A 14,181-nucleotide genomic window follows, 5' to 3' on the forward strand; every position below is an offset into this window, starting at 1 on the left:
TGTCATTCTCCTTTTTCTAGCTAAGTTGCGTTACATGCCGCCGCCAAGTGAACTCATCAACTGAGCAGACTGTGAATTCGCACGTTGGATAGCTTGCTCCATTGCGTTAAACTGTTTCCAGTAACGACTTTCCATCATTTTTAACTTACTTTCAAAGCGCTCGATTTGTTTGTCCATGCTTTTGAGGGAGCGACCCAGGGCAAACGTGTCGTTTACCGCTGTTGAACTACCCGCTTTAACGGTAATCTTTTTTTGAGCGTCTTGTAATTCAGTTCGGTATTGTTGTGCAATTCCTCCCTTTTTAGGATTCGTATTGCTTTTACCGATTAAATCATAGACTGCGTTTGGATTTTCCGAAATTTTCGCACGAAGTGTATCTTCATTGATTGTTAATTTACCGTTGTCTAAATAATTACTCGTTGTTTCAATGCCTAAATCTTTCAGGCTGATATTGATTTTTTTTCCATCTTTGTCAGTAGAGGCAACAGTGCTACTCATAATAGAACGTAAATTATTTAGCATCGAAGTTAGTGCTGGATCGCCCTTTAAGGTACCGCTCTTGGCTTTTTCTTCCCAAAGTTCAATTTCCTTTTCTTTCATATCGGCTTTTTGTTCATCGGAAAGCGGGTGAAAAGACTTGAATTGTTTTTCTTTAATTTTGCTGTTCAGTTTTTCGATCATTTCGTTATAGTCATTGACGAATTCTACTACTGATTTTAAGATTTGATCCGTGTCGGTTGTTGAGTTAAATGTTACAGGCGAAGTTGTCGTCTGTTTAAGTGAAACTTCAAATCCATTAATAGTGAATGTGTTAGATGCGCGTGTTGTTTCTAGACCATTAAAGGTAAACTTTGCGTCAGAACCTTCTTTTGAAACCGCTTTGTTTATACCTTCTCCATTAATATCTAATTTTAAGGCTGACGCAATAGTACCTTCAATCTTGATTTCCCCTGCACCGCTACTTTTCGTATTCAATGCAATTTGACCTGATGATGAATCATAAAATGCACTGACACCAGTTTTTTCATTGATTTGAGTCAAGATAGAATCTATTGTTGAATCCTTATCAAACACTACATCGTATGGTTCCCTTCCAGGCGCTGTTATCTTTAATGTCGGGCTAGTAATAGCAGAATCTAATTGCGATATTTTCAAAGTTTTCACTTGTTCGTCGGTAAGATTTTCTTCGACGTTATCTTTGTTTTTTTGTGTAAGTTTACCACTTTGAAATGTCGCTTGCTTTGCTAACGTTGTCACTTCAATCGTCCCCGAAAAGTCAGAAATTGATCCCTTAGCTGTAATACTAACCGCCTTATCATCAGACACACTGACGCTTTTCTTCATATACGTGCTCTGCTTCATGACCGTGTCAAATAGCTTATCGCTCGACTTTCTCAAGTCACGGTTGGTGGAACGATAATCGTCTAGTTGCCATTGTGTGTATTGTTTCTTTTGTGTAATTTTATCAAGAGGAATCCGATGCGCTTTCATCATGTCTCTGATAATGGATTCTGTATCGATTCCGGATGCCAATCCGCCGATTCTCATCGTGCCTCACACCTTTTTAGTTATATTTTATGATCGATTAGTAATCCAATGAAGTCTCTCATGGCTGCATGTATGTCGAGCAATTTTTTTGGCGGTATTTCACGCACTACCTCTTCCGTTTCAGGGTCCACGATCGTTACGTAATATTCATTCAGCTGTTCGTGAAATTTAAATCGTAACTGGACATTCGCACTTTCGAGGAATTTATTCATACCATCCGTTAATTCTTTCGCCTCACTCTTTGACAACTCCACTTGTAGTTCTGGTGTCATCTGTTGAGTTGGTTGACCAATGGGCTGAATACTTGGAACTTCACTTCTGTTTTCAACAGTCCCACTCGCATATGATGTTTGCACTGGTTGGGTTGCGGGGCCTTCGCCAATTCGGTTGACCATGCTGGTTCCCCCCGTCTGTAATGAACAATCGTTATGTATAGTATCGGATTGAAATACGCGATGTTGAGCGTATCCCCTGTTTTTCTTCTATAGATTCACAGCTATTGTATTTTTACGTTGCGTATGATGTATGGAAATTCTTGCGACTTCTATTCTTATGCAAATAAATATTTACCCCCGTTATGAAAAACAGACTATTAGATTAGTCGAAAGTACTGTATGATTAGAATAATCTATAAGAGTAAAGGAGCATACATCCATGTTTCATTCCATCAAAACGAAAATGATCCTTCTTGTCCTCGTGCTAGTTGCTGGCGGGGTCCTGACAATGACGGGAATTAGTAGCTGGTTAGTCAAAGAACGGACAGAGAAAAATCTTACAGAATCGAGCAGTACGTTGCTAAATGAAATGAGTGCATCGATTGAAGCGGATTTACTGCAATACAGTAAAGGGTTAGACTTGCTGACCGATTCATCAGACTATACGAATGCGACCGCCACAAGCGGTGAGGCAGACGTTGCGAAAGCACTTACCCACACGTTGGAGACGTACCCTGACGTATCTAGTACGTATCTTAGCTTTGCGACAAAAGAAACGATGATTCGTCCTTACGTGGATTTGACAGACTTCGATCCGTCTACACGTGAATGGTATCAAAAGGCAGTAGCAGAAACAGATCGCGTACACTGGACCAAACCGTATATTGACGCAGCGACAGGTAACTTCATTATTAGTGCTTCAAAAGCCGTGATGAACGGCAATCAACTAGTTGGTGTTGTAGGCATTGATATTCAATTATCCACCATGTCAGAAGATATCTCAGCAACAGCTATCCCCCATGGCGGTTATGCATTCATTCTCGATTCGGAAGGGACAGCTATCGCCCATCCTTCACTCGTCGGGGAGAATCTCATGGATCGTGACTATGTAGCCGAAATGTACAAAAAGACAGCTGGCCACCATACATTCGAGCAAGAAGATGTCAAAAAGGTGGACATGTTCACGACGATTCCAAACTTTGACTGGAAACTCGGGGTCATTTACGATCAGAAAAACATGCAATCTCTCGCAACCGGTTTACGAAACGTCATGATCATTGCAGCTATCGTGACCCTAGCGATACTGGCGATTATTCTATTCATTTTCATCAGCCGAATATTGAAGCCGATTTTCCGTTTACAAGAGACCGTGCAGCAAGTAGCCGACGGCGATTTAACAGTCAGAGCCAACATCCAATCCACTGATGAAATTGGAGAATTAGGCACAGGGTTTGATAAGATGCTCGACCACATGAACAGTTTGATTACGACCGTTACGCATTCCGCATCCAATGTACTGGCGAGTTCACAAAACTTGAGTGCAGTATCCGAAGAAACCAATGCGACAAGTGAAGAAATCGCGAGTGCTTTGGCAGAAATTACGCGAGGCGTTGTGGAGTCTGCGGACAATGCGGAAACCGTGACGACTCGTGCGGAGTTATTGAATCAGCAAATTCAAGAAGCCAATGATACAGCCAGCGAAATGGCAAGTTTGGCAACAGAAGCCGTAACATTCAACGCAGATGGGCGCGCACAGATGAGTATTTTAAGCTCTTCCTTCAATAACTGGAATCAAGACTTGCAACAAATGGGCACGATGATCGGCTCATTAGAAGATAAAGTGAAAGCGATCAGTTCCGTCATTGACGCCATCACGTCGATCTCTTCCCAGACCAATTTACTTGCGTTAAACGCTAGTATTGAAGCAGCGAGGGCCGGAGAACACGGTAAAGGCTTTGCAGTTGTAGCAAACGAAGTCCGTCAATTGGCAGAGCAGTCTGCGAAATCTGCGGAACAAGTACGTTCTACGATTCAAGAACTGCAAAACGGCACACAACATGTCATTGAGCAAATGGACAATACACGGAATACATTTGAACGACAAAGTACAGTCGTACTAGATACAGAAGGAATATTCGAAAATATTTCTAGTTTCATTGGCGATATGCAATCCCGGATTAATCAATTCACTATGGCTCTTCAAGAAATGGATGTGCATAAAAACGATGTCTCCGAGCAAATTCAAATTTTACTATCCACAACAGAAGAATCTGCAGCGGCTTGTGAAGAAGTGAGTGCCTCTTCAGATGAACAACTCCACGCAATTGGTTCTGTTGCCGAAGCGGCTGAAGCACTGACTCAGTTGAGTGAAGACCTTAGTAATGCCGTGGAACGATTCAAAATCTAACACGATCCGCCTTTCCTTCTCTAAGGATTGGCGGATTTTTTTATAAAAGCCAAGGCACTCCGAGAATCTTTGCATAGAATAAGGGTAGTTCCACATTTGGAGGTGAAATCAATATGGGAGAATCAGTTAAAGGATCTGGATACGATGGAGGCTTCGGCTTTGCAATGATCGTTGTTCTGTTTATCTTATTGATCATTGTCGGCGCAGGATTTATGGGTTACGGTTGCTAATTACTAAAAAATTGGAGGTGGAGACATGTTTGGATTCGGTGGATATGGCTACGGTGGTGGCGGTTACGGAGAATCCGGTTGTGAGACTGGTGGCAATTACCGCTCATGCGGTAACGGATTCGCATTGATTGTCGTTCTGTTTATCTTACTCATTATTGTAGGCGCCGCTTGCCTATAATAGGTTAAAAAGAAACCTGTCGATTTTTCGACAGGTTTCTTCGTTTTCTTGACACAACGATGAACATATAGGAAATATAGCCGATATCAAGTTAGTCACACTAACGCATTACACATCTTAGAAGGAGCTGAACACCACATGTTACGGTCAATTAAAACAAAAATCATCTTAACCGCTATCATTTTATTCATTCTCGGCATTTCATTCATGACATGGATGACGAATGAGCAAGCGAAGAAACAATCTATTGCCAATGCCATTGATTCGAGTAATGCTATCGTCAATGAAATGAGTTTTGGTATTTATCATTTTATGGACAAGTATGAAAAAGGATTGGCATTGCTCGCAACGACCGATACAGTAACTAAATTTATCGGTGAAAATGGCAAGGACGTATCCGTTAAGGAATTAGAGGAACGTTTGGGCAATTTCTTGTCCATGTATCCAAGTACGGATGCCGTCTATTATTCATTGACATCTAAATTTACTGTCATCAAACCGAATGGTGATTTAACGGATTATGATCCAACGACTAGAAACTGGTATATATTAGCGCAACAATATCCAGACGAAGTGCAATGGACGGAACCGTATTTTGATGATACGACCAATCAGTTTGTCATCACTGCTTCTAAAGCCATTATGCTAGACGGCACGTTTGTCGGTGCTCTCGGACTGGATCTGGAACTAGCCGCTCTAACAGACGAAATAGCGGGTCGTGATATCGGCTATAACGGGTATCCTGTGTTGCTCGATGATCAAGGACTGGCTATCGTGCATCCTTCCAAATCAGGAACCGATGTAACAAACGAAGCGCACTACAAAAAAATGTATGATGCAGACCATGGTGTCATCCAATATACCGATGATCACGGTATCGACAAGCGCAATATCTATACGACAATTCCCGACTTTAACTGGAAAGTTGGAGCAGTTTTTGAAGAACGCAATCTAAGCGCGATGGCGAATTCATTACGCAACTCCATGCTACTTATTGCACTCCTTACGTTGCTTCTGACATTCGTTGGTCTATTTATCACAATCAGCCGTATGTTGAAGCCACTCGATACGGTCAAAGAATTGATGGCTAAAGTGTCTGGCGGGGATCTGACAGTACGTTCAGATAACCAAAGTACAGATGAAATTGGTGAACTGAGTCGTGACTTCAATCATATGGTGCAAAATATGAACACTATCATCACAGTCGTCCATACATCAGCAGACCATGTCCGTTCGAATTCCGAAAGCTTAAGTGCCGTATCAGAAGAAACAAGTGCCGCAAGCAATGAAGTCGCCATGGCTGTTGGGGAAATTGCACAAGGTGCCGCTAAATCTGCAGAAGACGCAGAAATTGTGACAGAACGCATCGACCTTCTCAGCCAGGAAATCAATGAAATTCAAGAAAAATCGCAAGTGATGCTGGATATCGCAACACAAACTGGGATTCAAAACACCAATGGCCAACAACAAATGCATGCACTGAAGACTTCCTTTACGACTACGAGTAAAACGCTAGAAGAGATGTCCTACGACATGAATTCACTCGCAAGTAAAGTACAAGCAATCGGTAGTGTCATGGAAACGATTATGAACATTTCAAAACAAACCAACCTCTTGGCACTAAACGCAAGCATTGAAGCAGCTAGGGCCGGCGAGCACGGAAAAGGATTCGCAGTCGTAGCAGAAGAAGTCCGCACACTGGCTGAACAATCCGCACGTGCCACAGACGATGTCAAAGTAACAATAGAAGAATTACAAAAAGAATCACATATCGTATCTGAACAAATGCAACAAACCATCCACACATTCCGCGACCAAGGCGTAGTCGTCGGAGATACGGAAAATACGTTTGAAGAACTGTCTTCACTCATGGACACGATGCAAGAATCCATCCATATAGTATCCGATGAAATTCGCTTGATCGCTACGCACAAAGACGACGTGTCTTTAACCGTGGAAACCATGTCCGCCACATCACAAGAAACCGCAGCGGCCTGCGAAGAAGTCAGCGCGTCCTCAGAAGAACAACTTCGCGCCATCCAGTCGGTGACAGAAGCTGCCGAAACATTGACTGAACTCAGCGAGCAGCTAACAGAAGTCATTGCACAATTTAAAATGTAAATGATTTTAGAGAAGATCCCTGGTATGTGGGATCTTCTCTTTTTCGTGTGAGTGCTCTGTTAAACGTGGTATCTGATCATACCCTGTGTGGGGGCGCTCTATTAAACGTGGTACGCGCTCATACTCTACGCGTGGACGCTCTATCAAACACGATATCCGATCATACTCAACGCGCGAGCGCTCTATCAAACGTGGTATCCGATCATACTCGATGCGTGAGCGCTCTATCAAACGGGGTATCCGATCATACTCAATGCGTGGGCGCTCTATCAAACGGGGTATCCGATCATACCCAACGCGTGAGCGCTCTATCAAACGGGTTATCCGATCATACACAATGCGCGGGCGCTCTATCAAACGGGTTATCCGATCATACACAATGCGCGGGCGCTCTATCAAACGGGGTATCCGATCATACACAACGCGTGAGCGCTCTATTAAACGGGGTATCCGATCATACTCAATGCGTGAGCGCTCTATCAAACGGGGTATCCAATCATACTCAACGCGCAAACGCTCTATCAAACGGGGTATCCGATCATACTCAATGCGTGGGCGCTCTATCAACCCCCAAATCCAATCCTCCCACTATCCAAAAATAACCAAATCTATTCAACTTCATTCTATAAAAGCATTTGCTTCCCCCAAACCAAAGCATACGCTTCACCTCAGGCATAACTACAACATGACGATTCGATATCCCCTTCAAAACTTCCTATTATATAAATACCCAGGGAATCCAATGTGTCGTGCACGGCCTGAAGAGGTCGCTTTTATGGAAAATAGTCGGAATGAAAACTTTGAACAACTAATGGAACAATACGAACCTATGATTTCAGCCGTCATCAGAAAATTAAACATTTACCGTGATTTCGACAACTTCCGTCAAACCGGACGCATCGCACTGTTTCATGCGTGGACACGCTTTGATGAAACGAAAGGAAATTTCACGCCCTTCGCCTATCGTTCCATCTATGGCGCCATGCTCGACGACCTGAAAAAGGAAAGTCGATTCAGCGAAGACAACACATCAGTCGAAACCGAAACGTTAGAACACTTAACACAACACCACTTCACCGAAGATCCTGACAACGAACTACATGAAATCATTACCGCACTCCCGACAAGCGAGCGCGAACTCCTCATCCATCTTTACGTAGAAAACAAAACCCAAGCTGAATGCGCCATTCACTTCAGCATTTCAGTTTCCGGAATCAAAAAACGTCGGGAAAAACTACTAAAGAAATTAAAAGACCAACTAACTACTAAAAGAAATATTGACGTATAAACAAAAGCAAGAGCACCCTATGCGGGTAGCTCTTGCTTTTGTTCGCTCTATTGATCGTGCTTTTGTCTCTTTTTATGTTAATTGACGATTCCAGTTCAACTTAAGTGGAAGGTGACACCTAACCCTACGTCAGCCCTTCCACTTGCGAAACCCACGGCGTTGCGCAAAACGCGCGCAAGACGAACAAACTTTTATCTTCTTATCATTCGGCAAATAATATCCCTGATAGACAGACGTCCGTTTCTTGCAATATTCACACTTCGGCTTAAAGAAATCAAACAACATACTCTTCCCTCCTGACCGCTCATGAACAGAGTCCCTAACCAAACGATTCATTATTACACTGATTATACCACCCCGCCTACCAAAACAGTGAACATTTCACAATACTATTCGACAAAAAAGCGCTCCTCCAATGAGGAACGCTATGTATAACCCTATTTACTCATCCGTGATTTCATAATTCCCACGCTTGTGATTCTTTCGGATCAAATACGTTTTATACCCCTTCTTCTCACCGAGCGCCATTTGCGTGAACCTGGCCGTCAATCCATTCTTTAACATGCAGGTCCGCTGGTATCTTTTCTGAAACACTGAAAAACTACAGGTTACAGTGAACACATTGCCATCACGGAATATCACTTTTGTATGTTCTTTATCGAACGGTAAGAACGTCAATATGTGTGACAATGAAAACCACACGCATTCAGTACTTGAAGGTGAATTACTTGGAAACCAATACATATCCAATCGCTCATTGACCATCACAGGTGTCATATGTATTCTGCCCATCAACGCCTTACCACCATCGATTCCGCCACGCAAACTCGTCCCGTAAAACTGCATACTCAAGTCCACTACCTCAGTTGGACTTTGATCCACCCGTACAAAATCACCGTTTTTCAGTAACACCGAACATAACTTTCCCTCATCGTCATAATACGGATATACCATACTCGTCCCCGGTGAAATCACTGACTTTGTTTCTTCATCCATGCCCCGTTATCCCCCTTTTTATAGAAACTCCTTTCGGTTAGTAGGATAAAGGGGTATACTAACGATATGTTGGTATACACCAGCTATTAAATCCTCGAGTCTGTCTCCCATGACATGAAGCACTCGGGGATTTTCTCTATCCACTACGTGACGCATTCATTTCTCACCTCCTTTCAGACATACATTGACGCACTAAAAACAGGCCAATAAGTATTGCTTCAGTTATCGACCCGCATTCATTCATTTTAAAGATAGTAAGCGTTTACATAGATGGTTATGCATAAAGTACCTGTCTTAAGAACAAGTATATAGTACTATAATGTTTTCGTCTACATTAATTCCCATTATTCTGATTTTATTGTTGAACTACTGTATCATTTGCCATATTGTGTATGTAAATGATGGAGTCTGTAGAAGCATTGCATATAAGTTCGGTGTAAAATAAAATATGACAGGATGGTGTATATTTTTGAATCGCTTAATCACTAATCTCCCTGAATATGTACTCAATCAAATATTAGAAAATGCATTTCAATGGTTCGTTGTAGTGGACCAAGATGCCAATATTATCTATATGAATCAAGACTATTGTAAATTTCTTCACATGGAACAGCGAGATACTATAGGCCGCCCCGTACATGAAGTGATTGAAAACACCCGTATGCACGAAGTTCTGAAATCTGGTGAAGATCATATTGCCTCTCCTCATTATATTAAAGGAACGTATATGCTCGCGAATCGAATACCAATCAGGGTGGATGGCGATGTGGTCGGCGCATTCGGTAGCGTAGTGTTCCGGGATCTGCACGACTGGCATCATCTAAGTTCTCATGTGAAGCAGACGTTAGAGAAAATTAACATGGGGGTAATGGCACAAGAGCCGAACGCTTACCCAATGACGGATATTAAAGGATCTTCAGCAAGTATTCTTTCAATTAAAGAGACTATTCATATGATCGCCCCGAGTGACTTGCCTGTGCTTATCCAAGGTGAAAGCGGAACGGGGAAAACATTGTTCGCTCATAGTATTCACCAACTATCGAATCGTTTAGATGAGCCGTTCATCACAGTCAACTGTGCTGCCATTCCGCCCGATTTATTGGAAGCCGAACTGTTTGGACGAGGAAGTAAGAGTGATCGAAAAAGCAGAATTCAACTAGCTGACGGAGGCACCTTGTTTATAGATGATATCGGTAGCCTGCCCTTACCTGTTCAAGTGAAGCTTCTTCGATTATTAAATGACGGTGTAGTCGAATCATTGAATTCACACCAGGCAGAACCCGTAAACGTTCGGATTATCGCTTCTTCTAGTCAGCCATTAACTGAACTCATCGAAATGAATCGATTCCGAACTGATCTCTACTACCGTATACAAGCGATTACCTTGAATGTACCGCCACTGCGTGAACGGATGGAAGATTTCTCTGAGATTATCAGTTTCATATTGCATAATACCATTAGTCAGACTGGAAAGAGAAGCTTGGAGTTTTCCAAAGAGACATTGGACTACTTGAACTCGTACCGATGGCCAGGCAATATACGTGAACTTCAACACGTCATTCAGGCGGCTGTTTATTTAACAAGCGGTGATACGATTACACCGGATGCCCTGCCGCCACAAGTTAAACAGCGCAAAATTAACTATTCCCCTAGCTCAAGAACACTGGCTGAATCACTAGAAGAAGTGGAACGAACGATTCTTCTTGATACGTTAGCACAATTTCCGAATAAAAAAGAAGCCGCTGTTGTACTCGGATTAAGTAAAAGTACATTATATGAGAAATTAAAAAAATATGAGATATGACCTATTTTCCGACGAATCGGAATTCATTCCAATATTCCGGACTAGCATCCTATTATTTTACTTCTGGAATTCCGAAAAACTGGAATTATTTTTAGTGAAAAACATGTAAACGTCGCTATTTAGCGGTTTGCATGTTTTTTTATTATCTGTTTTAATACTTGAAAGCGCTTTACTTGTAACAATTTAGACAAACTTTTAAAAATGGGGGGATACGAATGGGTATATTAGGGATGATTGGACTGATTGGTGGTTTGGCATTACTCATTGTATTAACGATGAGAGGCGTGAACATTTTAATCGCCGGACCGGTCTCCGCTTTATTTGTTGCATTATTGAGTGGCATGACATTATTCCCACAACTGGCTGGAGAAGGTGAAGAAAACTTCGTCACTAGCTATATGACAGGATTCACGAGTTTCATCATGTCGTGGTATTTAATGTTTCTACTCGGGGCCATTTTCGGTAAAGTAATGGAAGACAGTGGTGCGGCAGATGCCGTTGCGAAATGGTTCGTAGAAAAGCTCGGCATGAAGTTCGCGGTACTTGCAATTGTTATGGCTTGTGCGATTCTGACGTATGGCGGAGTGAGCTTGTTCGTCGTTGCGTTCTCTGTGTATCCCATGGCGATCTCGCTATTCAAGCAAGCAAATCTACCAAGACGTTTCATACCTGCCACACTTGGACTCGGCTCCGTCACGTTTACGATGACATCTGCGGGATCACCTGAAATCCAGAACTGGATCCCGATCGAATTCCTTGGAACGAACGCTTATGCTGGCTGGGAAGTTAGTCTCGTAGTCGCATTGTTCATGGCCTTCTTTGGCTACTGGTGGCTTAAACGCATCATCACGAAGGCTGTAAAGAAAGGCGAACGTTTTATTGACAGAGCATCAGATCCTACATTCGATACGACGCGCGCATTGCCAAACCCTTTCCTATCCATGATTCCATTGGCAATCGTCTTGATTATTTCCTATGTATTCCATGACAAACTAGCACAATCTGCTTTAATCCTAGCTTTACTAGGCGGAATCATCTCCACATATTTCGTTGGTAGAAAATACTCACAAAACTACGGTGCAGCTGTTTCAGCAGGTACACTCGGTGCAATGGTCGCAATCGGGAACACAGCAGCCGTCGTTGGATTCGGTGGCGTTGCTAAAGCAGTCCCCGCATTCCAAGATGCCGTCGCAGTGATGACAAGTATCCCTGGCTCTCCGTTAATCGGCGCAGCTATCGCGGTATCGGTTATCGCAGGTATGACTGGATCCGCTTCAGGCGGGCAGGCAATCGCTCTACCACTACTCGCACCACATTATATGGATATGGGTGTCGATCCGGAAGCACTTCACCGCGTCGTTGCGATTTCATCCGGTGCTCTGGATTCATTGCCACATAATGGCTACGTTGTCACGACGATTCAGTCTATCGCTGGTGAAACGCATCGTGCAGCTTACGGTGCAATGGCAGCCGTTACGGTGATTGTACCTACCATCGGTGTCGTCATCGCAATCGTTTTATTCTCTCTAGGATTCGGTATTTAATAGGTCAAGGAGGAAATCCATATGGTACAAGATAAAGTATTGCTCATCACAGGAGCAGCTCAAGGAATAGGATTCGAAATATCGAAAGCATTCGCAGAAGCTGGCGCTATTGTCGTGTTGACCGATTTGAATGAAGAAAAAGTAAAGGAAGCGGCTGGCGTATTGGGTGGCAGCGCAATGGGCTTAGCGTGCGACGTAACGAAAGAAGAAGATATTCAGCATGCAATCGATGAAGCGATTGCGCGCTTTGGCAGAATCGACATTTTGATTAACAACGCAGGCTTGCAGCACGTCGCAAAGCTCGAAGACTTCCCTACTGCAAGGTTTGAATTACTCGTGCAAGTGATGCTTACTGCGCCTTTCATTGCGACAAAGCTTGTATTGCCACATATGAAGCAACAGAAATTCGGTCGAATCTTAAATATGGCATCTATTAACGGACTCGTAGGATTCGCAGGCAAAGCGGCCTACAACTCTTCCAAACACGGCGTCATTGGGTTGACGAAAGTAGCCGCTCTTGAAACGGCGGCTGACGGCATTACTGTTAATGCGATTTGCCCTGGCTACGTCGATACACCACTCGTCCGCAATCAGTTTGAAGACTTAGCAGAAGTTCGAGGTGTGCCACTCGAATCGGTACTGGAAGAGATTATTTATCCCCTAGTTCCACAAAAACGTCTACTGGGTGTGGAAGAAATAGCCGATCTCGCATTGTATCTTTCAATGGATAGTGCGAAAGGGATTACCGGCCAGGCCGTTGTGCTCGACGGTGGATATACCGTGCAGTAAGGTTTAATTCATTTGCGGATAAGTGGAGGTTAGCTTGTAGAACCGCGCTATTCATCTGCATGACCGCGCTAAAGTGTAGCCCAACCGCGCTATTAACACCGAACACCGCGCATTGACTCTTCGGAACCGCGCTATTAACACCGAACACCGCGCATTAACCCTTGCGAACCGCGCTATTCACTAATCAAATCGCGCCATTCCACAATTATCCACAATCAAAAAAGTTCTCAACCGACAACTAGTCGAGTTGAGAACTTGTTTCCTTACAAAACACTAAGCTCTGAATCCTTCATATCACTAATAAACATACAACCTGGAGAATGCGTGATCATAATAGCCGGCTTACTATGCATAGCTACGGCTTGCGGAGTGACGCCGCATGCCCAGAATACGGGGATCTCGCCTTCATTGATCGTCACCGCATCTCCAAAGTCCGGCGCAGAAATATCGTCTATTCCAATCAAACTCGGATCACCAAGATGAATCGGTGCCCCGTGAACGTCTGGGAAACGAGTCGTAATTTGAATCGCACGAATCGCGTCTTGCGCGTTCATTGGTCGCATGCTGACTACGGTCGGCCCTTCAAAAATGCCCGACTTAGTGCATGCAATAGACGTCTTATACATCGGGACATTGCGGTTTTCTTCGATATGCCGTATAGGAATTCCGCCCGCAAGTAACGGTGCTTCAAACGTGAAACTACAGCCGATTAAAAAGCCGACCATATCGTCTTCCCAGTACTCTGTAATATCGTTCACTTCTTCGGTCAACACACCGTCTCTATAGATGCGGTAACTCGGTAGATCACTGCGAATGTCTGCATCTTCCGCAATCTTAGCCGGACGATACGAACCAGGTTCTGTGACGTCTAGCAGTGGACAAGACTTAGGATTGCGTTGGCAAAACAGCAGGAAATCAAGCGCATGCTCTTGTTTTAATATGACCAAATTCGCTTGCGTAAAGCCTGTGGCCATTCCAGACGTCTGCCCTGTAATTTTTTGCTCTCGAATCAACTTCCGAACTTCTTGCGCATTCATGGAACGATACGTTTCCATCAATCA

Annotated in this window: 12 protein-coding genes; 8 read left to right on the forward strand and 4 right to left on the reverse strand. The window is 43.4% G+C overall.

Going from position 1 to position 14,181, the window contains the following annotated elements:
• Positions 1 to 30: 30 nt before the first annotated feature.
• Entirely contained in the window at positions 31 to 1,548 is a 1,518-nt protein-coding gene (locus CSV67_RS07970) for a flagellar hook-associated protein 2 (protein ID WP_099631069.1), read from the reverse strand.
• A gap of 20 nt (positions 1,549 to 1,568) precedes the next feature.
• Positions 1,569 to 1,943, reverse strand: a complete 375-nt coding sequence (gene flaG / locus CSV67_RS07975) for a flagellar protein FlaG (RefSeq protein ID WP_099631070.1) — start codon at positions 1,941 to 1,943, stop codon at positions 1,569 to 1,571.
• 259 nt (positions 1,944 to 2,202) lie between these two features.
• On the opposite strand from flaG, the gene CSV67_RS07980 reads away from it, so the two are divergent.
• From CSV67_RS07980 to CSV67_RS08000, 5 genes are all read left to right on the forward strand, one after another.
• On the forward strand, positions 2,203 to 4,170 hold the full coding sequence (locus CSV67_RS07980) for a methyl-accepting chemotaxis protein (RefSeq protein WP_099631071.1): 1,968 nt from the start codon (positions 2,203 to 2,205) through the stop codon (positions 4,168 to 4,170).
• A gap of 113 nt (positions 4,171 to 4,283) precedes the next feature.
• A complete protein-coding gene (locus tag CSV67_RS07985) occupies positions 4,284 to 4,400 on the forward strand; it encodes a YjcZ family sporulation protein (protein ID WP_099631072.1) in 117 nt (38 codons plus the stop codon).
• Between the two features lie 25 nt (positions 4,401 to 4,425).
• Entirely contained in the window at positions 4,426 to 4,578 is a 153-nt protein-coding gene (locus CSV67_RS07990) for a YjcZ family sporulation protein (RefSeq protein WP_099631073.1), read from the forward strand.
• Between the two features lie 138 nt (positions 4,579 to 4,716).
• The gene (locus CSV67_RS07995) at positions 4,717 to 6,699 is read left to right on the forward strand and encodes a methyl-accepting chemotaxis protein (RefSeq protein ID WP_099631074.1); all 1,983 of its coding nucleotides are present in this window, start codon (positions 4,717 to 4,719) and stop codon (positions 6,697 to 6,699) included.
• 775 nt (positions 6,700 to 7,474) lie between these two features.
• The gene (locus tag CSV67_RS08000; RefSeq protein ID WP_099631075.1) at positions 7,475 to 7,987 is read left to right on the forward strand and encodes a sigma-70 family RNA polymerase sigma factor; all 513 of its coding nucleotides are present in this window, start codon (positions 7,475 to 7,477) and stop codon (positions 7,985 to 7,987) included.
• A gap of 441 nt (positions 7,988 to 8,428) precedes the next feature.
• Here CSV67_RS08000 and CSV67_RS08005 read toward each other — a convergent pair whose 3' ends face one another.
• On the reverse strand, positions 8,429 to 8,983 hold the full coding sequence (locus CSV67_RS08005) for a competence protein ComK (RefSeq protein ID WP_099631076.1): 555 nt from the start codon (positions 8,981 to 8,983) through the stop codon (positions 8,429 to 8,431).
• A gap of 469 nt (positions 8,984 to 9,452) precedes the next feature.
• Between CSV67_RS08005 and CSV67_RS08010 the strand changes: the two genes are divergently transcribed.
• From CSV67_RS08010 to CSV67_RS08020, 3 genes are all read left to right on the forward strand, one after another.
• Positions 9,453 to 10,787: a sigma-54 interaction domain-containing protein gene (locus CSV67_RS08010; RefSeq protein ID WP_099631077.1), complete on the forward strand. Its 1,335-nt coding sequence runs from the start codon at positions 9,453 to 9,455 to the stop codon at positions 10,785 to 10,787.
• Between the two features lie 221 nt (positions 10,788 to 11,008).
• Positions 11,009 to 12,331, forward strand: a complete 1,323-nt coding sequence (locus CSV67_RS08015; RefSeq protein ID WP_233192581.1) for a GntP family permease — start codon at positions 11,009 to 11,011, stop codon at positions 12,329 to 12,331.
• Positions 12,332 to 12,352: 21 nt separating this feature from the next.
• Positions 12,353 to 13,120: a 3-hydroxybutyrate dehydrogenase gene (locus CSV67_RS08020; protein WP_099631078.1), complete on the forward strand. Its 768-nt coding sequence runs from the start codon at positions 12,353 to 12,355 to the stop codon at positions 13,118 to 13,120.
• A gap of 263 nt (positions 13,121 to 13,383) precedes the next feature.
• Here the strand turns inward: CSV67_RS08020 and CSV67_RS08025 are convergent, their stop codons facing one another.
• Positions 13,384 to 14,175 (reverse strand): putative hydro-lyase, encoded by a 792-nt coding sequence (locus tag CSV67_RS08025; RefSeq protein ID WP_099631079.1) that lies wholly within the window; start codon positions 14,173 to 14,175, stop codon positions 13,384 to 13,386.
• Positions 14,176 to 14,181 lie beyond the last annotated feature (6 nt).

The organism is Sporosarcina sp. P2 (genome assembly GCF_002743255.1).
Taxonomy (GTDB): domain Bacteria; phylum Bacillota; class Bacilli; order Bacillales_A; family Planococcaceae; genus Sporosarcina.

What these genes read in the sequence shown, in the direction of transcription:
- CSV67_RS08025 (WP_099631079.1), bottom strand. Translation starts at nt 14,175, where the DNA reads ATGGAAACGTATCGTTCCATGAATGCGCAAGAAGTTCGGAAGTTGATT.
- CSV67_RS07985 (WP_099631072.1), top strand. Translation starts at nt 4,284, where the DNA reads ATGGGAGAATCAGTTAAAGGATCTGGATACGATGGAGGCTTCGGCTTT.
- flaG (WP_099631070.1), bottom strand. Translation starts at nt 1,943, where the DNA reads ATGGTCAACCGAATTGGCGAAGGCCCCGCAACCCAACCAGTGCAAACA.
- CSV67_RS07970 (WP_099631069.1), bottom strand. Translation starts at nt 1,548, where the DNA reads ATGAGAATCGGCGGATTGGCATCCGGAATCGATACAGAATCCATTATC.
- CSV67_RS08005 (WP_099631076.1), bottom strand. Translation starts at nt 8,983, where the DNA reads ATGGATGAAGAAACAAAGTCAGTGATTTCACCGGGGACGAGTATGGTA.
- CSV67_RS07990 (WP_099631073.1), top strand. Translation starts at nt 4,426, where the DNA reads ATGTTTGGATTCGGTGGATATGGCTACGGTGGTGGCGGTTACGGAGAA.
- CSV67_RS08020 (WP_099631078.1), top strand. Translation starts at nt 12,353, where the DNA reads ATGGTACAAGATAAAGTATTGCTCATCACAGGAGCAGCTCAAGGAATA.
- CSV67_RS08000 (WP_099631075.1), top strand. Translation starts at nt 7,475, where the DNA reads ATGGAAAATAGTCGGAATGAAAACTTTGAACAACTAATGGAACAATAC.
- CSV67_RS07995 (WP_099631074.1), top strand. Translation starts at nt 4,717, where the DNA reads ATGTTACGGTCAATTAAAACAAAAATCATCTTAACCGCTATCATTTTA.
- CSV67_RS07980 (WP_099631071.1), top strand. Translation starts at nt 2,203, where the DNA reads ATGTTTCATTCCATCAAAACGAAAATGATCCTTCTTGTCCTCGTGCTA.